Annotated in this window: 26 protein-coding genes and 1 pseudogene; 15 read left to right on the top strand and 12 right to left on the bottom strand. The window is 66.7% G+C overall.

Going from position 1 to position 24,266, the window contains the following annotated elements; genetic code table 11:
• Window positions 1–72 precede the first annotated feature (72 nt).
• From RQI28_RS09675 to RQI28_RS09660, 4 genes are all read right to left on the bottom strand, one after another.
• Window positions 73–693: a hypothetical protein gene (locus RQI28_RS09675; protein ID WP_311223157.1), complete on the bottom strand. Its 621-nt coding sequence runs from the start codon at window positions 691–693 to the stop codon at window positions 73–75.
• Between the two features lie 146 nt (window positions 694–839).
• Window positions 840–1,274: a hypothetical protein gene (locus tag RQI28_RS09670; protein ID WP_311223156.1), complete on the bottom strand. Its 435-nt coding sequence runs from the start codon at window positions 1,272–1,274 to the stop codon at window positions 840–842.
• 14 nt (window positions 1,275–1,288) lie between these two features.
• Window positions 1,289–1,474, bottom strand: a complete 186-nt coding sequence (locus RQI28_RS09665) for a DUF1010 domain-containing protein (RefSeq protein WP_404976895.1) — start codon at window positions 1,472–1,474, stop codon at window positions 1,289–1,291.
• A gap of 678 nt (window positions 1,475–2,152) precedes the next feature.
• The gene (locus RQI28_RS09660) at window positions 2,153–2,293 is read right to left on the bottom strand and encodes a hypothetical protein (RefSeq protein WP_311230890.1); all 141 of its coding nucleotides are present in this window, start codon (window positions 2,291–2,293) and stop codon (window positions 2,153–2,155) included.
• Window positions 2,294–2,456: 163 nt separating this feature from the next.
• On the opposite strand from RQI28_RS09660, the pseudogene RQI28_RS09655 reads away from it, so the two are divergent.
• A pseudogene (locus RQI28_RS09655) lies at window positions 2,457–3,477 on the top strand (integron integrase).
• A gap of 80 nt (window positions 3,478–3,557) precedes the next feature.
• Here the strand turns inward: RQI28_RS09655 and RQI28_RS09650 are convergent.
• Both RQI28_RS09650 and RQI28_RS09645 read right to left on the bottom strand, forming a co-directional pair.
• Complete coding sequence (locus RQI28_RS09650; protein ID WP_311223155.1) at window positions 3,558–4,982, bottom strand: FAD-linked oxidase C-terminal domain-containing protein; 1,425 nt, start codon at window positions 4,980–4,982, stop codon at window positions 3,558–3,560.
• A 124-nt stretch (window positions 4,983–5,106) separates the two neighbouring features.
• Window positions 5,107–6,027 (bottom strand): LysR family transcriptional regulator, encoded by a 921-nt coding sequence (locus RQI28_RS09645; protein ID WP_311223154.1) that lies wholly within the window; start codon window positions 6,025–6,027, stop codon window positions 5,107–5,109.
• Between the two features lie 163 nt (window positions 6,028–6,190).
• On the opposite strand from RQI28_RS09645, the gene RQI28_RS09640 reads away from it, so the two are divergent.
• The 9 genes from RQI28_RS09640 (at window position 6,191) to RQI28_RS09600 (ending at window position 14,808) form a co-directional block, all read left to right on the top strand.
• Window positions 6,191–6,886, top strand: a complete 696-nt coding sequence (locus tag RQI28_RS09640) for a phosphoribosyltransferase (RefSeq protein ID WP_311223153.1) — start codon at window positions 6,191–6,193, stop codon at window positions 6,884–6,886.
• A complete protein-coding gene (locus tag RQI28_RS09635) occupies window positions 6,883–8,130 on the top strand; it encodes a hydantoinase/carbamoylase family amidase (RefSeq protein ID WP_311223152.1) in 1,248 nt (415 codons plus the stop codon). Before RQI28_RS09640 ends, RQI28_RS09635 begins: the two co-directional genes overlap by 4 nt.
• A 138-nt stretch (window positions 8,131–8,268) precedes the next feature.
• On the top strand, window positions 8,269–9,126 hold the full coding sequence (locus tag RQI28_RS09630) for a GntR family transcriptional regulator (protein ID WP_311223151.1): 858 nt from the start codon (window positions 8,269–8,271) through the stop codon (window positions 9,124–9,126).
• Window positions 9,127–9,146: 20 nt separating this feature from the next.
• Window positions 9,147–9,953 carry a transporter substrate-binding domain-containing protein gene (locus tag RQI28_RS09625; protein WP_311223150.1) on the top strand — a complete coding sequence of 269 codons (807 nt, stop codon included), beginning with the start codon at window positions 9,147–9,149 and terminating at the stop codon, window positions 9,951–9,953.
• A 187-nt stretch (window positions 9,954–10,140) separates the two neighbouring features.
• Window positions 10,141–10,803 carry an amino acid ABC transporter permease gene (locus RQI28_RS09620; RefSeq protein WP_311223149.1) on the top strand — a complete coding sequence of 221 codons (663 nt, stop codon included), beginning with the start codon at window positions 10,141–10,143 and terminating at the stop codon, window positions 10,801–10,803.
• 13 nt (window positions 10,804–10,816) lie between these two features.
• Window positions 10,817–11,473 carry an amino acid ABC transporter permease gene (locus RQI28_RS09615; RefSeq protein ID WP_311223148.1) on the top strand — a complete coding sequence of 219 codons (657 nt, stop codon included), beginning with the start codon at window positions 10,817–10,819 and terminating at the stop codon, window positions 11,471–11,473.
• Window positions 11,457–12,254: an amino acid ABC transporter ATP-binding protein gene (locus RQI28_RS09610; protein ID WP_311223147.1), complete on the top strand. Its 798-nt coding sequence runs from the start codon at window positions 11,457–11,459 to the stop codon at window positions 12,252–12,254. Before RQI28_RS09615 ends, RQI28_RS09610 begins: the two co-directional genes overlap by 17 nt.
• Before the next feature lie 51 nt (window positions 12,255–12,305).
• Window positions 12,306–13,691, top strand: a complete 1,386-nt coding sequence (locus RQI28_RS09605) for an FAD-binding oxidoreductase (RefSeq protein ID WP_311223146.1) — start codon at window positions 12,306–12,308, stop codon at window positions 13,689–13,691.
• Window positions 13,692–14,235: 544 nt separating this feature from the next.
• On the top strand, window positions 14,236–14,808 hold the full coding sequence (locus RQI28_RS09600) for a cob(I)yrinic acid a,c-diamide adenosyltransferase (protein ID WP_311223145.1): 573 nt from the start codon (window positions 14,236–14,238) through the stop codon (window positions 14,806–14,808).
• A 23-nt stretch (window positions 14,809–14,831) separates the two neighbouring features.
• Here RQI28_RS09600 and RQI28_RS09595 read toward each other — a convergent pair whose 3' ends face one another.
• Complete coding sequence (locus tag RQI28_RS09595) at window positions 14,832–15,755, bottom strand: YihY/virulence factor BrkB family protein (protein ID WP_311223144.1); 924 nt, start codon at window positions 15,753–15,755, stop codon at window positions 14,832–14,834.
• A 429-nt stretch (window positions 15,756–16,184) separates the two neighbouring features.
• Here RQI28_RS09595 and RQI28_RS09590 point away from each other — a divergent pair, with 429 nt between their 5' ends.
• From RQI28_RS09590 to RQI28_RS09570, 5 genes are all read left to right on the top strand, one after another.
• Complete coding sequence (locus RQI28_RS09590) at window positions 16,185–16,865, top strand: glycosyltransferase (protein WP_404976899.1); 681 nt, start codon at window positions 16,185–16,187, stop codon at window positions 16,863–16,865.
• Window positions 16,862–17,920, top strand: a complete 1,059-nt coding sequence (locus RQI28_RS09585; protein WP_311223142.1) for an acyl-CoA dehydrogenase family protein — start codon at window positions 16,862–16,864, stop codon at window positions 17,918–17,920. Before RQI28_RS09590 ends, RQI28_RS09585 begins: the two co-directional genes overlap by 4 nt.
• Window positions 17,908–18,726, top strand: coding sequence for a PIG-L family deacetylase (locus RQI28_RS09580; RefSeq protein WP_311223141.1), 819 nt, complete (start codon window positions 17,908–17,910; stop codon window positions 18,724–18,726). The genes RQI28_RS09585 and RQI28_RS09580 overlap by 13 nt, the downstream gene beginning before the upstream one ends.
• Entirely contained in the window at window positions 18,723–19,367 is a 645-nt protein-coding gene (locus RQI28_RS09575) for an SAM-dependent methyltransferase (RefSeq protein ID WP_311223140.1), read from the top strand. The genes RQI28_RS09580 and RQI28_RS09575 overlap by 4 nt, the downstream gene beginning before the upstream one ends.
• Window positions 19,368–19,437: 70 nt before the next feature.
• A complete protein-coding gene (locus RQI28_RS09570) occupies window positions 19,438–19,980 on the top strand; it encodes a sugar O-acetyltransferase (protein WP_311223306.1) in 543 nt (180 codons plus the stop codon).
• A gap of 86 nt (window positions 19,981–20,066) precedes the next feature.
• Here RQI28_RS09570 and RQI28_RS09565 read toward each other — a convergent pair whose 3' ends face one another.
• From RQI28_RS09565 to RQI28_RS09545, 5 genes are all read right to left on the bottom strand, one after another.
• On the bottom strand, window positions 20,067–20,486 hold the full coding sequence (locus tag RQI28_RS09565) for a hotdog fold thioesterase (RefSeq protein ID WP_311223139.1): 420 nt from the start codon (window positions 20,484–20,486) through the stop codon (window positions 20,067–20,069).
• Window positions 20,487–20,549: 63 nt separating this feature from the next.
• The gene (locus RQI28_RS09560; protein ID WP_311223138.1) at window positions 20,550–21,416 is read right to left on the bottom strand and encodes a GntR family transcriptional regulator; all 867 of its coding nucleotides are present in this window, start codon (window positions 21,414–21,416) and stop codon (window positions 20,550–20,552) included.
• A gap of 90 nt (window positions 21,417–21,506) precedes the next feature.
• Window positions 21,507–22,727, bottom strand: coding sequence for an amidase (locus RQI28_RS09555; protein WP_311223137.1), 1,221 nt, complete (start codon window positions 22,725–22,727; stop codon window positions 21,507–21,509).
• A 41-nt stretch (window positions 22,728–22,768) separates the two neighbouring features.
• On the bottom strand, window positions 22,769–23,698 hold the full coding sequence (locus tag RQI28_RS09550) for a polysaccharide deacetylase family protein (protein ID WP_311223136.1): 930 nt from the start codon (window positions 23,696–23,698) through the stop codon (window positions 22,769–22,771).
• Entirely contained in the window at window positions 23,695–24,168 is a 474-nt protein-coding gene (locus RQI28_RS09545; protein WP_311223135.1) for a nuclear transport factor 2 family protein, read from the bottom strand. Before RQI28_RS09545 ends, RQI28_RS09550 begins: the two co-directional genes overlap by 4 nt.
• Window positions 24,169–24,266 lie beyond the last annotated feature (98 nt).

The following is a 24,266-nucleotide window of genomic DNA, read 5'->3' as shown; positions in this document are numbered from 1 at the left end:
GACGTGCAATGTTTGACATAGGCGGCGATGCCGATGTGGTTGAAGTCCGCCCAATGGAAGAGATCGGCCGCTTCAGCACTGCCAGAGGAACTTTGGGCTAGCCGATCCGCATGAGCAGTTGAAGACATAAGCACAGCCACCCCCTCCAAAGTTCATTTCGGTTTGCCAATCCGGCCCTTGCTCCAACTGTGCGACGAAGCTCATCGGCTGCTGGCAGGAACTGCAAAGGGGCACTTCTTCTCCCTGAAGCCAGGTAGGAGTTCCGCCTATCTGCCCCAGCACCTCCCGCGGACTCGCATCATTTTCTTTCGACCACGCTGCTCTCGCGGACTCGTAGTTCTCTTCGGAACGCAAAACGGTCCGCGCCCCATGGCGGGCGGGGCGTACAACTTCTCCCGATGACGGCGGCTGCACCAGGTCGAGGCCTGTCGTCGGGACAGCCACGACCTGGTTCCCTCCAGCATCGGCATCCCATTCTTCACACAGGCCTGGCTCGTTCTGGCACATGAAGAGCAAGAGCAGTGCACTCGAATCACTTTGCGGCAACTGCCCCAGGAACTGCATGGAACCGTTGCATGAGCGGCAAACGGGCCAATCGACAACACCGCCGGGTGCACTGGGCCTGCCACCAAAGGCTGTCTCGGCCGTGGCGATCTCGGTGCCTTCTTGAACGTGAACCAGCAGCTTGGTCATCGCAGAGGAATCCTTCCGAGGAGGGTTAGAGACTGAATGACGCCGCGTGACGAAGAAACGTCGGCTTGGACGAGTGGTTCGATGACATCATGGCGAGTAACGCCGAAGCCAAGCGGCGCCGAAGGGCGTCTGCCTTGGGCCATCTGTTAACCGGCACGTACCGGAAATGTGGTTGCAATGCAATCAAATCCTCTGATCGCCGACGGAAGATGCCCTTGTTCCAAGTGAATATGGAAATCTAGCCGATTGCCCGTTCCTGGTGCATCGAACGCTATGCCCACCAGCGCAATGTGGCCCTTGCCGTCACCTGTGAGGTGCAATGCGAGTTGTCCCTCAAGAGTCTCGAAACGCGCAGACCCTGCCAGCGACTCATACAGAGAACACAGGCTTTCCCGAAATTCAATCAATTCCGAGGTGAGGAAGGTCGCCTCAAATGAACCAGAAAACGAGCCGACGTTGAGATGCACAGATACCCGGAGCCAGTTGTCGTCGTAGTAATCGCCTGCTGGAGCGCGCTCATAGCCATGCAAACGCACCTCGACTCGCTCCGCCTCTCCGCCTCCGAACGCAAAACTCTCCACGATCTATCTGCCGGTTAACGAACTGAGTTCAGCCGCCGCGAAGCGGTTTGCTGCGGCGAACAGTTAGGCCCTAAGGCCGAAAGATGGCGCCCCGACTTCAAGACGGGCGCGGTCCACGAAAAAGCGCTGCGCAACAATAGCGGTGCGGCGTCGCGAAAATGATAGCTGGTAGCGCTTGCTGCAAAAACGCTGGAGGCCAAAAAAGCCTGAAGCTGGCGCAGCTTTGAGAGGCGAACCCCGGCGCAGCAACAAAACCCCCGAGCAGAAACCTGTGCGATGCGAAACGCTGGAATGAATAGCGGTCTACATAAAGAAGGTATTTAGAGGAACTAACGAATGAGTGCAGCCGCCGCCTAAGCCGGTCGGCTGTAACGTGTGGTTAGGCGCAAGACCTTGTGCGCACACAGGCGCCTGCTTGCTCACGTTGCTACCCACCCAAGCCCGCTGCAAAGTTCGCAATCTTCTTCCTCGAAGATTGGCCCCTCTGGAGCGAGCACTCGTTCGACTTTGCGCCCGGTTTGTCCGCAGTCTGGGCTCGGCATATATCTAGGATTGTTTCCTGGATACGGGTTAGCTTTTAAAGTATTTGACTTAGCTTGGTCGCCTGTGGACTTCGCTGCCGGCTTGCCTGTAAATGCCATCTTGAACACCCTGCCTGTATTTGGACTGATGCCTGAGTTAAACGGCGGCGTAGCCGTTCGCTTGAATAGAATGTTATGTTCTCACGCTTGATGCGGTGTGAGATTAACAGTCGCATTTGAATTTGACGTTGTAATTTATGTATGCGTTAAGCCCATCACCAGATTGGGCCAAGCTAAGCGGCGGCGTAGCCGTCCGCTAGAGCGCCGGGTTAGAAAAGCAATTTTATTGGCAAGGTGTCATTTATTTTTTGGGGGGTTGCTCGATTTGCTAGGTTTGAGGCCCGGTGTATTCCCTGGTGTGGTTTTGTTATCACGGCGGCGCTGATCCGGCTTTCCTGTTGAATCTGCTATCGGCTTTGGTCCTGGTTTAAGTGCCATGAGTTATCTCCTTTGTAGTTTAAAAAATTACAATGTTCGCATACCGTCTAACTAGAATTAGACAGCACTCATCCTAATGGCTGAAGTCCAATAAGACAACACATCTTGTTGCGTACCCAGGAAAACCCCGCACCAGTGATTAGGCAAACCTAAAATTTTCCGGATGAATCCAGACAGGGCATCCGTGGCTATTGCGGGCTCTGACTCTCGCCCGCCCAAACTGCTGGAGCGCATGCGCATTCGTTTGCGCACGCTCCACTCCAGTATTCGTACCGAACATGCCTATCTCGACTGGGCTCGGCGTTTTATTCTTTTCCACGACAAGCGCCATCCGCAAGACATGGTTGCGCTGGAGGTCGAGGCGTTTTTGAGCCATCTGGCGGTGGATCGCCAAGTTTCCGCATCCACGCAAAACCAGCCAAGGCGGCGATTCTGTATTTGACGAGCAGGTCCTCGGCATCGAACAGGCGTGGCTGGACGAGGTCGTGCAAGCCAAGCGGTCCCAGCGTTTGCCGGTGGTGCTGACGCCCACCGAGGTGCGCGACTTGCTGTTGCACATGAACGGCACGCCCGGCCTGGTGGCGCGATTGTTGTATGGCACGGGCATGCGACTGCTGGAGGCGCTGCGCCTGCGTGTGAAGGACGTGGAGTTTGCGCGGCGCGAGGTGATCGTGCGCGAAGGCAAGGGCAACAAGGATCGGGTGACCGTGCTGCCCGAGAACCTGCTGGCACCGCTGCGCTTGCAGTTAGACAAAGCGCGGGCGTTGCATGAAAAGGATCTGGCGGCCGGGCTGGGACGGGTGTATCTGCCGCATGCGCTGGCGGTGAAGTACCCAGACGCGGACCGGAGTTGGGCGTGGCAGCGGGTTTGTCCGTTGCCCGTGCGGTCTATGGATCCTCGCCCGGATGTGCGCAGCGGCCAGCCACTGGAACGGCGCCACCATGTGTACCCTGAATCGGTGCAGCGGGCGGTGCGCGAGGCGGCGCGGCGTGCGGGCATCGACAAGCCGGTATCGCCCCACGTGCTGCGGCATTCGTTCGCCACGCATCTGCTGCAGGCGGGCTACGATATTCGCACGGTGCAGGAACTGCTGGGCCATGCCGATGTCAGCACTACCATGATCTACACCCATGTGCTCGACAAGGGTGGGCGCGGCATCTTGAGTCCGCTCGATGCCTTATAGCCCCGTTCAGCGGGACTGCGAGCCAAAAATGCCCGTAGCGCTTATCAATAAAGCGCTACCAGCTATTAATTAAATAGCATTCAGATCGCGAAGATCTTCCCCGGGTTCAGGATGTTCTTCGGATCCAGTGCCTGCTTGATCGCCCGCATCATCGCCACCGCGCCTGGCCCGGTCTCGTCCAGCAGAAAGCCCATCTTGTGGATGCCCACGCCGTGTTCGCCGGTGCAGGTGCCGCCCAGCGCCAGGGCGCGGGCGACCAGTTGGTGATTCAGCGCTTCGGCCTTCTGGCGTTCTTCGGCACTGTTCGGGTCGATCAGGTAGCCGAAGTGGAAGTTGCCGTCGCCCACGTGGCCGACCAGAAAGTACGGAATGCCGCTGTCGTCGGCCTCGGTCACCGAATCCAGCAGGCAGTCGGCCAGGCGGCTGATGGGCACGCAGGTGTCGGTGCTGATGGCGCGGCAGCCGCGGCGGCTTTGCACGGCGGCGAAGTAGGCGTTGTGCCGCGCGGTCCACAGGCGCGTGCGCTCTTCGGGCGTGGTGGCCCATTCAAAGGCGTTGCCGTTCCAGTCCTGCGCGATGGCCTGCACCGTTTCGGCCTGTTCCTGCACGCCTGCGGGCGAGCCGTGAAATTCCATCAGCAGCATGGGCTCTTCGCGCAGGCCCAGCTTGCTGTGGGCGTTGACCATGCGCACGGTGTGCGCGTCGATCAGCTCCACGCGGGCGATGGGCACACCCAGCTGTATGGTCTGGATGACGGTGCGCACCGCTTCTTCGATGCTGGGGAACGAGCAGATGGCGGCGCTCACCGCCTCGGGCAGCGGGTACAGGCGCAGCGTGACTTCGGTGATCACGCCCAGCGTGCCTTCGCTGCCCACGATCAGGCGCGTCAGGTCGTAGCCGGCGGCGCTTTTCTTGGCGCGGGTGCCGGTGCGGATCGCCTCGCCGCTGGCGGTAACCACCTCCAGCGCCAGCACGTTCTCGCGCATGGTGCCGTAGCGCACGGCGTTGGTGCCGCTGGCGCGCGTGGCGGCCATGCCGCCGATGCTGGCGTCCGCGCCGGGGTCGATAGGGAAGAACAGGCCCGTGTCCTTGATGGCGTCGTTCAATTGCTTGCGCGTGATGCCGGGCTGCACGGTCACCGTCAGGTCCTCGGCGTCCACGCGCAGCACGCGGTTCATGCGGTTCACGTCGATGCTGATGCCGCCCTGGATGGCCAGCAGGTGGCCTTCGAGCGACGAGCCGGCACCGTAAGGAATGACCGGTACTTCGTACTGCGCGGCCAGGCGGATGGCGTCTGCCACGTCCTGCGTGCTTTCGGCGAACACGACGGCGGAGGGCGGGGGCGCCTGGATCGAGCCCTCGTCGCGGCCGTGTTGTTCGCGCACGGCCAGCGCGGTGGAAAGCTGCGCGCCAAAGCGCGCCGCCAGCGCATCCAGCAGCACTTGCGGCACGGGGCGAAGCGGCACATTGGGCAACAGATGGGAGGCGGAGGTGGGGGCGTTCATGGCTTTCTTTCGGCAGGCGCCGCGGTGGTGCGCTGCGGGTGTGGGCGATGGTTGATTCTAGAAGCCGATGAGCGCCGGGGCCATGCCGGGCGGCCATGACCCCACGTCGCCTCTTGGCCCGCGCTCAGGCCTGCGGCGTCACATGGTCTGCAAAGCGCTGCGCCGCCGCCGGCAGGTCCGCAAAGCGCAATGCATACAGGTTGAGTTCACGGTCGGCCCAGGCGTCGGTGAGCGCGATGGCGCGCAGGTCGGTCGCCTCGCCCAAGGCGCGGAAGGCGCCCTCGGGCATCACGCCCAGGCCCAGGCCGCTTTCCACCATGCGGCACATGGCGCTGAGGCTGTCCACCTCCATGCGCCGGCCCAGCACACGCCGCGTCAGCCGTGCTTCCTGCGCCAGCGACTGCTGCACCGTGCTGCTGTCACGCAGGCCCACTTGCGGATAGGCCAGTGCGCGTTCATACGCCACCTTGCGCAGCCGTGCCAGCGCATGCCCGCGCGGCACCACCAGCACCAGGCGTTCACGCCGGTAGGGGCGTGATTCCAGGCCCAGCACCTCGTCGCTGGCGCCGCAGATGCCGATGTCCGCCGCGCCTTCGCGCACCGCCTGCGCCACGGCGCGGCTGGCGGCCTGGCGCAGGTCGATGCGGATGTCGGGCTGCCGCTGCATGAAGCCGGCGATCTCTGCAGGCAGAAACTGCTCGACCACCGATGCGCTTGCGCACACCTTCACATGGCCGCGCACGCCCTGGGCAAATTCGCCCAGATCGGCATGCAGGTGCTCCACCGCCAGCAGGATGGCGTGCGCATGCTGCAGCAGCTGCGCGCCGGCCGGCGTGGGCCGCGCGCCGCGCGCATGGCGCACCAAAAGCGGCGCCTGGGCCAGCACTTCCAGCTCGGCGATGCGCTTGCTGACGGCCGAGGGCGCCAGCTGCCCGCGCTCGGCCGCGCGGGCGATGCTGCCGGTCTCGCACACCATGATGAAAAGATCGAGCGTGCCCAGATCGAGCTGGCGCAAGAAGCTGCGAGGGGAGAGAAGGCGGGACATGGAAAAGAAGGAGGAGGGGATGTGGAGCGCCTCCATCGCTTGCAAGACGCGAGCCATCGCGTTCTGGAACGGCTCGCGGAGATTTTTGCACTTCTCTGGCCACAGCGGCCTGCCTACGATGCATCGCTTGGCCCTTCCCAGGTTCCTACGCTCCCAGGCTCCCATGATCTTTTCCTCTCTTGACGCAGCGCGCACCGCCCGCGCGCTGGTGGCCACCGATGCCGTGCGCATCGCGGGCGACACGCCTTTCTTCTACACCTCCGGCTGGGCCAGTCCGGTCTATGTGGACGTGCATGCGCTACTGTGCGACGTGGCCTGGCGCACCGACCTGATGGATGCCGCTGCTCGCGCTGTAGCGCCGCTGGTGGCGCAGCGCGGCATCAGCGCCGTGGTGGGCTCGGAAAGCTCCGGCATTGCCTTCGCGGCGTGGCTGGCCGACCGGCTCAGCCTGCCGATGCTGTACCTGCGCAAGCGGCCCATTGGCTGGGGTGTGCAGGCCCAATTGCAAGGGCGCGTACCGCAAGACGGTGGCAGCCTGCTGCTGGTGGACGACGTGACCACCGACGGGCGCTCCAAGATGGCCGCAGCTGCCGCGCTGCGCCAGGCCGGCACCCAGGTCAGCGATGCGCTGGTGCTGTTCGACTACGCCATCTACCCCCACACCACCGAGCAGTTGGCGCAGCACGCGCTGCAGCTGCACGCGCTGGCGTCGTGGTCGCACTTGCATGCGGCACTGATCGAATCGGGAAGCCTGAGCGCACAGCAGCTGCAGACGCTGGCCCAGTTCACCGCATCGCCCACGCAGTGGTCTCTGGCACACGGTGGCACCGGCGCCGGGCCGGCAGGAGCCTTGGCATGAACGCCGACGCATGGCGCAGCCAGGCCGAGACACTGCTGCGCGAAGTGGCTGACGGCACCCGCGACGGCCCGGGCATCACGCGCGAGAGCTACGGGCCTGGCGAAGACGCCGCCTTGCAGGTGCTGGAGCGGCACGCCGCCACGCTGGGGCTGGCCTGCGAATACGACCGTGCCCGCAATCTCTGGATGCGCCTGCCCGAAGACACGCGCACCGACCCGGTGGTCGTGATCGGCTCGCATGTGGATTCCGTGCCGCAAGGCGGCAACTATGACGGCCTGGCGGGTGTGGTGGCCGGTATGCTGGTGCTGGCGTCGCTGCGCGGCCGGCACGACCAGGCCGCGCCTGTGCGCGTGCTGGCCCTGCGGGGTGAAGAAAGCGCGTGGTACGGCCGGGCCTACATGGGCTCCATGGCGCTGCTAGGCCGCCTGCCTGCGGCCGCCTTGCAACTGCCGCACCGCGCGGGCGCTGGCACGCTGGAAGGCGCCATGGCGCGTTGCGGCGCCGATGTGGACGCCATCGCACAAGGCACATCGCTGCTGCCGGTGCCCGTGGCGGCGTATCTGGAACTGCATATCGAACAAGGCCCGGTGATGGTGGCGCGCGGCTGGCCGGTGGCGGTCGTCACCGGCATTCGCGGCAACTTGCGCCACAACCGCGTGCGCTGCATTGGAGAGGCCGGCCATTCCGGCGCCGTGCCGCGCTGGCTGCGCAAGGACGCCGTGCTGGCCGTGTCGCAGCTGCTGTCGCGCATGGACGAGCACTGGCGTGTGCTGCTGCAGATGGGCATGGACCTGGTGATGACCAGCGGCATCTGCACTACGCCCGCGCAGTCGCATGCGGTGTCGGTCATTCCGGGCGAGGTGCAGTTCAGCTTCGAGGTGCGGAGCCAGGATGCCGCCACGCTGGAGCGCTTCCATCAGCTGATGCAGGACGAATGCCGCGCGATTGCGGCCGACCGGGGCGTGCGGTTCGAATTCGACGACCGCCTCTACACCGCGCCGGCCACGATGGATGAGGGCTGGATCCAGCGTTTCGAGGCCGTGGCCAAGCGCGCGGGGCAGGCGCTAGAGCGCGTTCCCAGCGGAGCGGGCCACGATGCCGCCGTGTTTGCGGCTGCCGGCATTCCGGCAGCCATGCTGTTCGTGCGCAATGCCAACGGCTCCCACAACCCGCATGAAGCGATGGACATTGACGATTTCCTGCAGGGCACCCGGTGGCTGGCTGAAGGGCTGCTGGCCGGCTGACGGAAGTCGCCTTCGCCCAGCTTGCGGGCACGGAAGGCGCCAGGTTGGTGCGAATGAGCCGGTGTACCGCGCACAGCGAACCACATTTGTGCACTCGCCTTGAATACAAGCGGGCACGGTTTCTGCTGATCAGTCGGCATGCCTCCTGCCGCTTCTGCGCCCACTTCCTCTTCCACCACCATCAGCGACCGCATCATGGAAGCCGTGATGGCGCAGAAGCTGCCGCCCGGCACTCGCCTGGGAGAGCAGCAACTGGCCGCGCTGTTCGACTGCAGCCGCACTGTGGTGCGAGAGGCGCTGATGCGGCTGTCGGTGCGCGGTATCGTCACCGTCAGCGCACGGCGCGGCTGGTATGTGGTGGAGCCGTCGCAGGACGAAGCGCGCGAGGCCTTCGAGGCGCGCCGCGTGATCGAGCTGGGCCTCATTCGCAGCATGAAGCAGCCGCTGGGCAAGGGCGCGCTGCAGTCGCTCAAGTCGCACCTGCGGCGTGAGAAGGCCGCTGTGCGCGGCCACGACGTAGCCGCACGCAGCTTCTTGCTGGGCGACTTCCACGTCTGCCTGGCTGAGTGCCTGGGCAACAGCCTGCTGGCCGACACGCTGCGTGATTTCACGGCGCGCACCACGCTCATTGCCATGCTGTACCAGTCGTCGCACGACGCGGCGCAGTCGTGCGACGACCACGTGCAAATCGTTGCGGCGCTGGAGTCGGGCGACATTGCGGGCGCTGAAGCGCTCATGGAAGAACACATCGGCACCGTGCAGGGGCACCTGCGCCTGCCGGCCCTGGCCGACCCGCTGGCGCGCCTGCGCGGTGCGCTGGCTCCCCTGGGCACCACCACGGCAATCGATGCTGCAGAGATCGCAGAAGCAGCCGACATGCCCTCGACGGCACGGCCCTTGCATTCCGAGACGCCGCAGCGCAGGCAGCGGCGCAAGACACCGCTGCCGACTGATCAGACGCTTTCACCCCTGTCCAAAAACCACCCCCTCCCTTGATGTCGACCTGGAGCACTTTCATGACCTTCTTCACACTCTCCCGCCGCCACGCCGCCTTGGCCATCGCCGCCGCCACGCTGCTGGGCGGCACCGCCGCCCACGCGCAAACCGCGCTGGACAAGATCACGCAGGCCAAGACCATCAAGATCGCCGTGCCCACCGACTACCCACCCTACGGCTTCGTCGGCCTGGACCTCAAGCCCCAGGGCCTGGACGTCGCCATGGCGGAACTCATCGCCAAGCAACTGGGCGTGAAGCTCGAGATGGTGCCCGTCACCAGCGCCAACCGCATTCCTTATGTGCAGACCAAGCAGGTCGATCTGGTGATCTCCACGCTGGGCAAGAACCCCGAGCGCATGAAGGTGATCGACTTCACGCATGCCTACGCGCCGTTCTTCCAGGGCGTTTATGCCCCCAAGAGCATGACCGTCAAGTCGTTCGACGACCTGGCAGGCAAGACCATTGCCGTGGCCAAGGGCGCGATGGAAGAGCAGGAACTGGCCAAGGTCGGCCCCGCGTCCATGCAGTTCAAGCGCTATGAAGACCAGGCTGCATCTACCGCCGCGTTCGTCGCCGGCCAGGCGCAGGTGCTGGCCACCAGCGTGTCCAACGCCGGTCTGATGGCACAGAAGAACCCGCAGCTGGGCGCTGAATACAAGCTGCTCATCAAGGACAGCCCGTGCTTCGTCGGTGTCGCCAAGGGCGAAGACGCACTGCGTGCCAGGGTCAACGAGATCATCCTGGCCGCCAAGAAGGACGGCACGCTGGACGCCATGGCCAAGAAGTGGCTGAGCCGCCCCGCTGGCGATCTGCCACTGACGGAATGAGGGTGCTCCCCCCTGAGGCGCTGCGCGCCTTCACCCCCTCTCTCACGCTGCGCGTGGGAGGGGGGACGACGCCAGTGGCCCGGCGAAGCCGGTTCCACGGCGTCTGCTGGTCTGGCCTGCTCCGCGGCCATCGGACGGGTGAGGCCGTGACGGGTTCATGGGCCGCGTCCTGCAACGGATGATTGATATGCAAATCCAACTCGATTTCGCGGCTGTGCTGGTGCAGTGGCCGTTTCTGCTGCGCGGTGTGCTGTGGACGCTGGGGCTGACGGCCCTGTCCATGGCCATCGGCATGGTGGTGGGCATTGCCTGCGCCTGGGCGCGCGCCAGCGGGCCGCTGCCGCTGCGCGTGGCGGTGGGGGCTTATGTGGAGCTGATCCGCAACACGCCCTTCATCGTCCAGCTCTTCTTCATCTTCTTCGGCCTGCCCTCGCTGGGCGTGAAGCTGGGCCCCGAGGTCGCCTCCATCATCGCCATGGTGCTGAACCTGGGTGCCTATGCCACCGAGATCATCCGTGCCGGTGTCGAAAACACGCCGCGCGGCCAAATCGAGGCGGCGCAGAGCCTGGCGCTCAATCGCGTGCAGGTGTTCACCCGCGTGGTGCTGCCACCGTCGCTCAAGCGCGTGTGGCCGGCCATGGTCAGCCAGATCATCATCGTGATGCTCGGCTCTGCCGTCTGCGGCCAGATCGCCACCGAGGAATTGAGCTATTCGGCCAACGTGATCCAGGCGCAGAACTTCCGCACGTTCGAGGCCTACATCGTCGCCACCGGCATCTACCTGCTGCTGTCCGTCACCCTGCGCCACCTGCTCAACTGGGCCGGTCCACGGTTCATCTTCGGCCGCTAACGGGAGCATCGCCATGGTCGATTTCACCTTCTGGGACATCTTTCGCAACCTGCTGCTGGCCGCGCGCTGGACGGTGGTGCTCTCGCTCATCGCCTTCATTGGCGGCGGGCTGGTGGGCGCGCTGCTGCTGGTGGCGCGCCTGACACGCATCGGCTGGGTGGACCGCGTCGTGGGCGCCTACGTGCAGCTGTTTCAGGGCACGCCGCTGCTTATGCAGCTCTTTCTGGCGTACTTCGGCATCGGCCTCTTCGGCATCCAGGTGTCGGTGTGGGTGTCGGTCACGGTGGCGCTCACGCTCTACACCAGCGCTTTCCTCACCGAGATCTGGCGCGGCTGCGTCGCCTCCATTCCGAAAGGGCAGTGGGAGGCCGCGCAGAGCCTGGCGCTGTCGTTCGGCGAACAGCTGCGCCACGTGGTCTTTCCGCAGGCGCTGCGCATCGCCATTCCGCCCACGGTGGGCTTCATGGTGCAGGTCATCAAGGGCACGGCGCTCGCATCGGTGGTGGGGTTCGTCGAACTCACGCGGGCCGGCAACATGATCTCCAACGTCACCTATCAGCCCTTCACCGTGTTCGCCTGCGTGGCGCTGATGTACTTCGCGCTGTGCTACCCCATCAGTCTTTACGCCAAGTTCCTGGAAAGGAAGATCCTCCATGCAAGCCGTCGCTGAAACCCCACTGGACGGGGAACGCCCCGCCGCTGCGCCCGTCTCCGGCGCGCCCATCGTGCAGATCACCGCGCTGCGCAAATCTTATGGCGCCAACGAGGTGCTCAAGGGCATCGATCTGAAGGTCGCGCGTGGCGAAGTCATCGCCATCATCGGCAAGAGCGGCTCGGGCAAGAGTACGCTGTTGCGCTGCATCAACGGGCTGGAGCAGTTCCAGGACGGCGCCCTGTCGGTTGACGGCAAGCCGTTGCTGCACGACAGCCCGATGGCCATGCGCGAGTTGCGCCAGCGCGTGGGCATGATCTTCCAGAGCTTCAACCTGTTTCCGCATCTGTCGGTGGGTCGCAACGTGATGCTGGCGCCCACGCTGGTCAAGAAGACCGACAAGGTCGATGCCGCCGAGCAGGCGCGCCGCCTGCTGCTGCGCGTGGGCCTGGCCGAAAAGTTCGACGCCATGCCCGACCAGCTCTCGGGCGGGCAGCAGCAGCGCGTGGCCATTGCCCGTGCGCTGGCCATGGAGCCGGCCGTGCTGCTGTGCGACGAGATCACCTCCGCACTCGACCCCGAACTGGTGGGCGAGGTGCTGCGCGTGGTGGAAAGCCTGGCCAACGAAGGCATGACGCTGCTGATGGTCACGCACGAGATGAGCTTTGCGCGCAAGGTGAGCGATCGCGTCATCTTCATGCATCAGGGCCGGGTGCATGAGATGGGCCCGCCTGCCGAGATCTTCGGTGCGCCGAAGACGGCCGAGCTGCAGCAGTTCCTGTCGTCGCTGCACGACTGAGCGGCAGGCTTCGCGGCCGCCTCGCTGTGGAATGGCCCGACAATTTCATGGATGAAAGAGACGCTGAATCTGACCGGGTCGAACAAGCAGGTGGCGCACCAGGGTGGGCGTGAACCCATCAGGGTGCAGCACCTTCCGCAGGAGGACCGAACCAACGGCTGGTCGACCATCCTGCCGCCCCGCACGGCAAAGGAGCCGCTGGCGCATGCATTGAAGGTGGATTGGCTCGTCATCGGCGCGGGATACGCCGGCCTGGCGGCGGCACGGCGGCTGGCGCAGCTGGCACCTTCGGCCAGCATTGCCGTGCTGGATGCGGGAGTGGTGGGCGACAACGCCTCCGGCCGAAATTCCGGCTTCGCCATCGATGTTCCGCACAACGTCGGCTCATCGCTGGACGAATTGGCCAAGGCCCGCCATTACCAGCGCCTGCTGGCCGCTGGCGTTCAACAGCTCGAAGCCCTGGTCGGCCCGCACGGGATCGCCTGCGACTGGAGGCAGGCCGGCAAGTACCACTGCGCCGTATCGCCCCAGGCCGAAAAGACACTGCGGCACCATGCCGATGAACTGGATCGACTCGGGCAGGCGCATCAGTTCTTTCGCCGCGACGATCTGGCACCGCGGCTGGGAACGAGCTACTTTCGCTCGGGCATCTACACCCCCGGCTGCATCCTGCTGAATCCGGCCGCTCTTTGCCGAGGCCTGGCAGACAGCCTGCCCGCCAACGTGGCGTTGTTCGAGAATTCGCCTGTCGTTGCCCTGGATGTCGGCAGCAAAGAAGTGAGGGCGCAGACGGCCGGGGGCGGCTCTGTCGTGGCAGGCCGGCTCATTCTGGCCAACAACGCCTTCGCCCAGCAGCTGGGCTTCTTCCGGGGCGAGACCTTTCCCATGGTGTCGTTCGGCTCGCTCAGCAAGCCGCTGAATGAAGATCAGCAGCGCCGTTATGGGGTGCGCGACAGCTGGGGCCTGACGCCGGCAAATGCTGTGGTGGGCGCCACCATGCGCTTCACGGACGACCGGCGCATGCTCATTCGCCAAGGGTTTCTGTTTCCAAAGAACCTCAAGGTCTCGCAGTCGCAGCGTGACCATGCCAAGCGTACGCACGTCCAGGTCTTTGCCGCGCGGTTCCCGAATCTCACCGACGTGGAACTGGAGCACTTCTGGATGGGCACGCTGGCCGTCACGCGCAACGGGGCGCCGCGATGGGGCGCTGTCGCGCCCAACGTGCATGTCGCGGCGGGTTGCAACGGCGTGGGCATCGTCAAGCAGACCATTCTTGGGACGTTGCTCGTCGAGCATGCCCTGGGTCTGGACAACCCGCTGATCGCCGATGCGCTGGCGCTCGGCGCCCCCACCCGGTCGCCGGCCCTGCCGTTCCTGGAGCTGGGTGCCAAGGCCTATCTGGCCAAGGAAATCTGGGCGGGGCGCAAGGAGTTCTAACTTCGCCTTGCCTACAAAGGAACGGGCCCGTCACGCCCTGGAGTACAGCGCGGCGGGCCCGTTCACGGCCCGGGGTGGAGTCGGGCCGCTAGCACTAAGTAGGTTGGATCAGGGTTGGCGTCCCCCGGTTTTCGTTGCCTTGCTGGATGAAGCAGGCGGTTTCGCGTGGCTGCCACTGCTGCTGCCGCCGAACACCGCGCGGGGTGCCGCAGAAGAGCCTGACGACGTGGCAGGGCTGGTTTGGGTGCTCTGTGACCGCGAGCTGGAGGCGGTCGTCGAAGATGGGCTTTGCGCATGCGCTGTAATGCCTCCCACCGTGATGGCCGCAAACAGCATCACGCTGCGGGCATCGAACGGGTAAGACCGCCTTGGCTTGGCCTTTGACATGGGTCTGACTCCTCGAAAAGCGTTGAACAGGATGCCATTGCACCGCGTTCGCGCCTTGCGCGCCAGCACTCTTGCCTGCCGTTGCCCGGCTACACAATTGCCCCCGGCATGTAACGCAAAATGGCCAAGCTATCGCCAATCGAGGAGAAATCGAGCCATGGGAAACCGACTGACACAAATCGCCACGCGCACCGGAGACGACGGTTCCACGGGCCTGGGCGACAACACCCGGGTATCGAAAGACAGCCCGCGCCCGCACGCCATGGGCGACGTGGATGAACTCAACTCGCACATCGGCCTGCTGCTGTGCGAGCCGCTGCCGCAAAACGTGCGCGACCTAATGGTGGACGTGCAGCACCAGCTTTTCAATCTGGGGGGCGAGCTGTCCATTCCCGGTTTCGAATTGCTCAAGGACGAAGCGCTGCAGCAGCTGGATGCGGCGCTGGAGGAGCACAACGCCGCGCTCCCCAGGCTGCAGGAATTCATCCTGCCCGCAGGCACCCGCGCCGCAGCCCAGGCTCACGTCTGCCGCACCGTGGCGCGCCGCGCAGAGCGTGCCGTGGTGGCGCTGGGCGCGCAGGAAGCCTTGCGCGACGCCCCGCGGCGCTACCTCAACCGCCTGTCGGATCTGATGTTCGTGCTCTCGCGCGTGCTCAACCACATGGATGGCGGCGACGACGTGTACTGGAAGAGCGAGCGCATGGCGCGCGCGTCGGCACAGGCGGACTGAAAGCCGCAACGGCCGGCGCGTTCTTACGGCACGGCGGGTGCGGCCGTGTCTGCTGCGGGCGGCTCAGGCGTTTCCGCTGCCTTGCTTTTCTGGTGCAGCACGCCATTCACTTCCGCCCCGAAGATCAGCGTGGTGGCGCTGATGTACAGAAACACCAGCGTAGCCACCACGCCCGCAAAGCTGCCGTACACCAGCGCCAGCTTGCCCGCGCTGCGCAATGTGTACGACAGGGTGGCGGCGGCGCCCACCCAGAAAGCCGCGCCCACGATGGCGCCCGGAATCACGGTGCGCAGGCGTTGCCGCAGGTCGGGCAGCCAGCCGTAGAGCAGTGCGTAGAGCACCGTCAACACCAGAAATGCCGAGCCATAGCGCACGCTGTTGCGCAGCCAGGGTGCATCTGCATCCACGCCAGCGCTGTTTTCCAGCAGTTGCCACACATAGGGCATGACGATCACCGAACTGAACGCAGCTGCTATGCCGCCGCCGACCACCACGGTGAATACGGTGACCTTGATGCGGGCCTTCCAGAAGGGCAGGCCCCGCTGGATGCCGTAGGACTTGTTCAGCGCCGTGCGTGCCGCCTGCATGCCTGAGGACGCGGTCCACAGCGTGACCAGAAAGCCGATGGTCAGCAGGGCTTGGTTGCGCTGCGCGAGCACCTGCTCGATCACGGGTTGCATGGCGCTGCGCACCAGGGGCGGCGCGTATTCCATCACGCGCTGCGCCAGGGCTGCGGCGTCGCCCGGCTCGCCGATGTAGGCCGCTGTGGCAGACAGCAGGATCAGCAACGGGAACATCGCCAGCACCGACGAGAACGCCATGCTGCCCGCCTGGTTGGCGCTCTGGTGCAGTACGTAATTGCGCACGGCCAGCACCAGAACCGACAGGCCCGGCACGGCCATTACCTTGTCTCGTGCGCGTTGCCATGCGACGGCCCACGGGCTCATGGGGCGGCGTGTCCGGTGGCGATCTGGGTCATGAGGCGGCTTCTATTTCTGTCATTGGTTCAGTGTGCGGGCTGTGGCACGGCAGGTAGGGCAGAGTCCGAGGATTCTGCCAATACCCGGCACACGGTAGGCGAGTCGCGTCCCTCCGACTGTAGGACGCCGGAACGCCTGGATGCGAGCGAATGGTGAATGGATCGCCAGCGGTCTGGATTTTCTGCCGGCTCCCGCTCGTGCTGACGCGTTCTGATGAACGCGCTCGATTTCATCCTACGAAGCCGCATCAAGGCAAGCCTTAGCTTGCAGGTTCCATTCCAAGGAGTTCACCATGGTGCAGAGCCACAGGGCAAGCAACGACCAGCCGCCAGCCCGGCTTCGCCGATCGGCGCGTCCAATGCTGAACGGTGCATGCATGGCTCACAGGGCTCACCCATGATCGGCGTGGTCATTCCTGCCCATGACGAAGAAGCCTCGCTGGACCGTTGCCTGCAGTCGCTGCGTGTCGCCGCCCAGCACCCCGCGCTGCGGGGAGAGCCGGTGCAGATCGTGGTGGCGCTCGATGCGTGCTCCGACGGGTCTGAGCGCCTGGCGCTTCGCAGCGGCGTGCAGACGATTCGGCTGGACCGGCGTAACGTAGGCGCCGCACGCGCAGCCGGGGCTCGGCATGCGCTGCAGGCCGGTGCCCGGTGGCTCAGCTTCACCGACGCCGATTCGACCGTCGCGCCCGATTGGCTGGTGCAGCACCTCGGCCAGGCTAGCGACGCGGTCTGCGGCACGGTGGAGGTGCGCGACTGGGGCAGCTACGGCAAGGCCGTGCAGCACCTCTATCACGCCGGCTACAGCGACCTGCCGGGGCACCGCCATGTGCACGGCGCCAACCTGGGCGTGAGCGCGCACGCGTACCAGCAGGTGGGCGGCTTTTCAGAGCTGCGCACGGGCGAGGACGTGGCCCTGGTGCGCGCGCTGGAGAAGGCGGGCATAGGCATCGCGTGGACCAACGCGCCGCGCGTGGCTACCAGCGCGCGCCGGCAGTTCCGCGCGCCGGCCGGCTTCGGCGCTCATCTGGCGGGGCTGATGGTGCCGGCGCTGCTGGCCGCCGAGGTGGCGGCATGACGCAGGCCGCCGACCTCACCACGCTCGATGCGCTGCAGGCCGCGCTGGTGGCCGGCCGTCATCTGGGCGCTGCCGTGCGCATGCAGCAACTGGCCAGCGCCGCCTGCGCGCGGTTGCCGCAACCGGGGCAGGGCGAGACCCTGCAGCGGTGGCGTTCCATCGCCGAAGTGGCCCAACATGATCTGTCGCTCGCCAAGCTGTACGAAGGCCATACCGATGCGCTGGCCATCCTGCGCGAGTTGCGCGCGCCCGAGGGCATTGCTGGCAGCGGCGGCGATTCCCTCTGGGGCACCTGGGCGTCCGAGGCGCCGGGCGAGCGCGTCACCTGGCAGCAAGACGACAGCAGTACCAACCCGGGTGCGGTCCGCATCAGCGGAACCAAAGCCTGGTGCTCTGGCGCCGAACACGCTACGCATGGCTTGCTGACCGCCTGGCACGCCGATGGGCACGGGCCGCAACTGGTGGCGGTCGATCTGCTGCAGCCCGGCATCACGGTATCCACCCAGACCTGGCGCGCTGTCGGCATGGCCGAAAGCGCCAGTGCGGACGTGTCGTTCCAGCAGGTGCGCGCGGTATGCGTGGGGGGCGAGGGCGACTACCTCCAGCGGCCGGGTTTCTGGCACGGCGGTGCCGGCATTGCCGCGTGCTGGTGGGGTGGCGCGCTGGCACTCGGTCGCACGTTGCATGCCGCCATCGCGCAGACGCCGACAGCGCAGCGCACGCCTTTCCGTCTGGCTGCGCTCGGGCGGGTGGACGTAGCCCTGGGCACCACCGGCGCGCTGCTGAAAGAAACTGCGGACTGGATCGACGCGAACCCTGCGGCAGACGCCTTGCGCGCTGCCCTGCGCGCCCGGCAGGCGGCCGAAGCCTGCGCGCGCCGCGTGCTGGACGAGGCCGGCCGGGCGCTGGGCGCGACGCCGTTCTGCCGCGACGCCGACTTTGCCCGCATGACGGCTGATCTGCCCGTGTTCATTCGCCAGAGCCATGCGGATCGCGACGACGCGGCGCTGGGCGAGCGGCTGGCCGCACACGAGGAATCGCCATGGCAGCTGTGATGGCCCCGGAACCCATGTCAGCCGCCCTGGCAACACCGGCCAGTCGCCACATCGGCCCGCATCCGCTCCACGCGCCCGCCGTGTGGCAGGACTGGCTGAGCCAACGATCAACGGCGGGCGTGGAGTCAGCCGACATCGTGCCCGCTTCGCGCCGCCTGGTCGTCGTGGCGCCGCACCCCGACGACGAACTGCTGGCTTGCGGGCTGCTGCTGCAGGCCCACGTGCAGCAGGGCGGCAGCGTGCTCATCGTCGGCGTGACCGACGGCGAGGCCAGCCACGCGGGTGACCCCGCATGGCCGGAGCCAGCGCTGGCTGCCGCGCGGCGCGACGAGCGCCTGGCCGGTCTGCGCGCCTTGGGTGTGCCTGATGCGGCGCTGCGTCTGCTGGGCTTTTCCGATGGCGGAGTGACTGCAGCCCAGGCCGCGTTGTCGCACGCCCTGCAACAGCTGCTGCGCCCCGGCGACGTGGTGGTCAGCACCTGGCGGCTCGACGGCCATCCCGACCATGAAGCCTGCGGACGGGCGGCGGCCGAGGCGGCAAGCGCCGTGGGCGCGGACCTGTGGGAAGCGCCGGTGTGGATGTGGCATTGGGCCGACCCGTCGCATCCGCAGATTCCGTGGCACCGGCTGCGCGTTTTGCGCCCGCCAAGGCTTCACTCCGCTCTTGCTGTCACGCGCAAGGCGCAGGCGCTGGCCTGCCACCTGTCGCAACTGGCGCCCCGTGCGGGTGGCCAGGGGCCGGTGTTGGACGACGCCATCGCACAGCGCGCGGGCTGGCCGTTCGAAACCCTGTTCGCCCCCGCATGACTTCATCCACCACCACCATCACCACCCATGCGGCGGGTGCCCTCACTGCGCACGATTTCGACGCGCTCTACGAACGCAGCGACGACCCCTGGCACTTCGACGGCAGCTGGTACGAAGCGCGCAAGCGGCGCCTGCTGCTGGCCAGCCTGCCGCATGCCCGCTATGCCAGCGCGTTCGAGCCCGGCTGCGCCACCGGCTTGCTGACAGCCGAACTGGCGCCGCGCTGTGATCGCCTGCTGGCCAGCGACGGGGCCGAGCGCGCCCTGGCCACCGCGGCGGCGCGCCTGGTGGGGCAGCCGCACGTGGCGTTCGCGCGCCTGTGGCTGCCCGGCGACTGGCCTGGCGGCAGCTTCGATCTGATCGTGTTGAGCGAATTCGTTTATTACCTGGCACCAGACGACATCGATCGCCTAGCGGCGTGTGTGCGCATTGCGCTGGCGCCGGGCGGCGTGGTGGCTGCCTGCCACTGGCGCCGGCCCATCGATGGCTGCGCGCTGGCGGGCGACGCGGTGCATGAGCGCGTGCAAACGCAGTTGGGGCTGCGCCCCGTGATCGACATGCAGGATGCGGACTTTCGCCTCGGCGTGTGGACCGATGCCGCCAGCGCCTCGGTCGCCGACGCGGAACGCCGGGGCGACTGAACATCTGCCCACCTATGCTGCAACCATGACGACGCCCTTGGCTTCTGCCCCACGCTCAGAGAAACAGAAGATGCTCGCCGGAGAGCTGTATATCGCCAGCGACCCGGAACTGCGCGCGGGCAGCGACGCCGCCGCCCGGTGGCTGGCCCGCTACAACGACGCCGCAGCCCATGCCGCGCTGGATGCCATCGGCCGGCACGCGCTGCTGGCCGAGGGCCTGGGGGCGGTGGGGCCTGGCAGCGTCGTGCGGCCGCCGTTCCACTGCGACTACGGGTTCAACCTGCGGCTCGGGGCGGGGGTGTTCCTCAACTTCAACTGCGTGGTGCTCGACGTGGTGGAGGTCACCATCGGCGATGGCACGCAGATCGGGCCCGGCGTGCAGATCCTCGCGGCGGACCATCCGCGCGATGCCGCGGGACGCGCCACGGGGGCAGAGTTCGGCCGGCCGGTGCGCATCGGCCAGCATGTCTGGATCGGTGCGGGCGCCTTGTTGATGCCCGGGGTGACGGTGGGCGATGGCGCCTTGATCGGCGCCGGCAGCGTCGTCACGCGCGACGTGCCTGCGGGCGTGACGGTGGTGGGCAACCCGGCCCGCGCGCTACCCCAGCGATAGCCCATGCCGGAATCGTTTGCTATAAAATATATAGCTGCTTGCGCTTGATGGATAAGCGCTAGAGGCCAATTTGGCTTGTATTCTGCTTAGCGCGGCGGCAGCATGGCCATGGTCAGGCGCGACACACAGGTCAGCTCGCCCGCTTCGTTCACCATGTCGATCTGCCACACCTGCGTGGTCTTGCCGATGTGCACCGGCCGCGCGGTGCCGGTGACCCAGCCCTTGGTGGCGGCGCGCAGGTGGTTGGCGTTGATGTCCAGCCCCACTGCGCGCCAGTCCTCGGGCGACGCGTACACGGCGCCCACCGACCCCAGCGTCTCGGCCAGCACCACGCTCACGCCGCCGTGCAGCAGGCCATAAGGCTGCTTGGTGCGGTCGTCCACCGGCACGCGTCCGCGCAAAAAGTCGTCGCCCACCTCGGTGAACTCGATGCCCAGATGCGTGATGGCGTTGGGCGCACCACTGTTGAGTTGCGCAAGGTCGATGGGCTTCTTCCAGATGGACATGATTTCTTCTCGATGACGGTGGTCAAGCCATTATCCGCAGCGGGTGGGCGGGCCGGTCGGCCCTCAGCCCATGCCCAGCATGCGCGCCAGGCTGTTGCCCGGCGCATCGTGCTGCATGCAGACGTTGCGCTCGAGCTCCAGCAGATGGCCCTCCATCACGCGGACGGCGCCCTCGGCGTCGCCCTGCGCGATGAGTTCCACCACGCGCGCATGCTCCTCGTGCTCGCACGACGCCTTGCCCGGCGGCTCGTACAGCGCCACGATGAGCGAGCAGCGCGACACCAGCTCCATCAGGTAGCGCTGCAGGATGGGGTTGCGCGCCAGCTCCGCCAGCCGCAGATGGAACGAGCTGGCCAGCCGTGCCCACGCCGGCTGCGTGAAGCTGTGCATGGCGTCGTGCTCCTGCTGCAGCTGAACGCGCAGCGACGCCAGATCGGCCGGCGTGGCGTGGTGGGTGGCCAGCCGCACTATGGCGGCCTCCAGCGCCCGGCGCGCCTCGAAGATCTTGCGGGTTTCTTCCGGCGAGGGGGCCGCCACCACCGCGCCCCGGTTCGGGCGCAGCTCCACGATGTGGTCGTGCGCCAGCGTCTGCAGCACCTTGCGCACCGTGGCGCGGCGCACGCCGAACAGCGCGCACAGCGACGCCTCGGGCAGCTTGGTGCCCGGTGTGAGGCGCTGCGTCATCACGCTTTCGAACACGGTGTTGTAGATGCGCGTTTCCACATCGTCGCCGGTGCGCATGCCCGGCAGCGTGGCGGCCTCGATGGCGGGGCCTGCGAGCGGCGCTTCAGGCAAGGATGCAGGCAACGCTTTGGGTTGCGGTGCGGGGCGCTTCGCAGAACGCACTGTGGGGCGTGCGGCAGCAGGCGCTGCCTTGCGGACGGCCGGCCGCGGCTTGGGCGCGGGGCTGGAGGTTTTTGGGGTGGCCATGGAATGTTCGACAGGCATTGTCGACAATGCCCAGGCGTCTGTGTTTTCAGCGATTGTCGCGCTTTCCGGCCGCCCTTTTGCCGGCCCGGCTCAGGCCTGCGCAGGCTGCAGCGCCTGCCACACCTGCACGGCCAGGTGCACCAGCGCCCGGTCGCTGCCGGCCGGGCCGATCAGCGAGATGCCTGCGGGCAGGCCGTCTGGCAGGCGCAGCGGCAGGCTGACCTGCGGCAAGCCCGCCAGCCCTGCGATGCAGCTGATGCGCAGGGTGCGCATGCGGATGGCGTCGATCTCCGCGCCGCCCGCATCGCGCCGGGGCGCTGCCGTTGCCGCAGAGGGCAGCAGCATGACGGCATCGTCGCCCACCAGCGCGCGCACCCGCTCCCTGATGGCCAGGCCTTCGGCCTGGGCCTGCCGGGCGCTGGCCGCATCGACCTGGCTGGCCGCCTGCCAGCGGCCGGCGATGGCGTCTTCGAACGCGGGCGCATGGCTGCTGATCCACGCTCCGTGGGCCTGCCAGCCTTCATGCGCGCCCCAGGCCACGTAGTGCCGGCGCCATTGCTCCAGCGTATCGCCGGCATCAGCGGCCAACACCGGCTGCACCGCTGCGCCGGTGCTCGCCTGCAGCGCGGCCGCCACCTGGGCCAGCAGCGGCGCGAAGGCCGCGTCGGCCTCGGCCAGCGCATCGTCGACCCGCAGCACGCGGCGCGGCGTGAAGGGCTGCGCTGGCGCCAGAACATCTGCCACACGGGCAAAGGTGCGCGCATCGTGTGCAAACCAGGTGGCGGTATCGAAGCTCGGGTGCAGCGGCACCAGTCCCTCGCGCGGCAGCAGTCCGTGCGTGGTCCGCAGGCCCCACACGCCGCAATAGCTGGCGGGCACGCGGGTGGAGCCGCCCGTGTCCGTGCCCAGGGCAAAGTCCACCAGCCGCGCCGCCACGGCGGCCACCGAGCCACTGGACGAGCCGCCGGGAATGCGGTCTGGCGCCGCAGGGTTGAGCGGCATGCCGTAGTGAAGGTTGTGGCCGTGGATGCTGTAGGCCAACTCGTCGGAGATCACCTTGCCCTGCAGCGTGGCGCCCGCTGCCAGCAGCTGCTCCACCAGCAGGCTGTGCTGCTCGGCGGGCGCATGGGTGGCCAGCCAGGTCGGGTTGCCCGCGCCGGTGGTGTGGCCGGCGACGTCAAAGACATCCTTGGCGGCAAAGCTCAGGCCCGCCAGCGCGCCCGTGGGCGCCCCGGGCACGGTGAAGCGCCCGTGGGGCACCCAGGCGCGTGCGGTGTCATCGATGGAAAACGGGGTGGTCGTGGAGGACATGGTGTGACGGGCTAGGAATGGGAAACGGCCGGCGCGCGCGATCAGGTCGCGAGCCCTGTGGTGGCAGCGGTGGGAAACAGCGCCTGCATGTGGCCGCAGACCGCGCCCGGCGTGGTGAACCAGATCTGGCCCGCATCGCGTGCCCGGCACAGGTGTTCCAGCGCATGGCGCAGGTGGCGCAGCCGGTAGGGCTGGCCCACCAGGTACGGGTGCAGGGCAATGCCCATTACCAGCGGCTGGCTGGCGCTTTGCATCAGCATCTCGTCGAAGTTGTCGACAATCATCTGGGCGAAGTCGCGGCCATCCAGGTTGCGCGCGACGATCATCGGAATGTCGTTCAGCTCCTGCGGGTAGGGCACCGACCACAGCGGGGCACCGCCGCGCGTGTGCATGGGCAGGGGCTGGTCGTCATGCGCCCAGTTCAGCGTGTAGGCATAGCCGGTCTCGGCCAGCAAATCGGGCGTTGCGCGGCTCTCGGAGATCCAGGGCGACAGCCAGCCCGTGGGCGCGCTGCCGCTCATCTGCTCGATGCGGACACGGCAGCCGGCCAGCAGCGCGCGCTCTTCATGCTCTGCCATCGCGCCCTGGCGCTCCGCATTGGTGTGGCCGTGGCCGATGAGCTCGTCGCCCCGCGCCGCAAAGGCCGCGACCAGCTCGGGGCAGTGGTCGTACATCGCGGTATTCAGCAGGCAGCCGGTGGGCAGCCCCAGCTGGTCGAACAGTGACAGGCAGCGCCAGGCGCCCACGCGGTTGCCGTACTCGCGCCAGCTGTAGTTGAGCACGTCCGGCTCGGGCGAGACCGGGCCGATGCGCGCGCCCAGGCCTTCACCGAAAGCAAAGTGTTCCAGGTTGAAGCCCAGGTACACGGCCAATCGCGCGCCGCCCGGCCATGCGTAGTCGGGCCGGTCGGGGATGGCCGAATAGCCGAAACGGCCGTGAGAGGGCAGCGGCCCCATGCCATACGCGCTCATGCGCCCGGCTCCGCGGGGGGCTGCATGGGCGACGGCCAGGGCGCAGCCAGACCAGCCCGCACCAGCAGCCATTCCGCGCTGTCGTTCCACACATCCATCTGCACGATGAGCCCGTGGCACACCACGTAGCGGTCGATGTAGCGGTTGCCCTCGAACGGTGTGCCGTCGGGCCAGGCGCCGTGCAGCGTTCCGGTGTTGTAGACGACGGCCTCCGCATCGGTCGCACCCTGGGCCACGTCCGTGCGCTCGAACCGCTTCTTCACCCAGGCGTAGCGCTGGGCATTGAAGGCGGCGCAGTCGGCAGGGCGCTGCATGGCGCGACCGCCCGTGAAGCGGATGGCGAGCTGGGGCGACACCAGGCGGCTGGCCTGCTCGGGCGCAGGAATCATGATGAGGCGCAGGAATTCTTCTACCAGCGAGCCCGCGTCCTGCGCAGGTGCGGGCGTGCCCTCGAAGGGGGCGTGTTGCATAGGGGTTCTCCGATGGGTGCACCGGGTTGGTGCTGTATGGCCTGGCAGGCCGCTCCATTGCGGTGTGAGCAAGTGGTGTGCCAAATTGTTGACGATAT

It is taken from the genome of Acidovorax sp. WCS2018Noco2-16 (genome assembly GCF_031843945.1).
GTDB lineage: Bacteria > Pseudomonadota > Gammaproteobacteria > Burkholderiales > Burkholderiaceae_C > Paracidovorax.
Note: the sequence above shows the minus strand (reverse complement) of the source record. Positions and strands in the feature narration are given on the sequence as shown.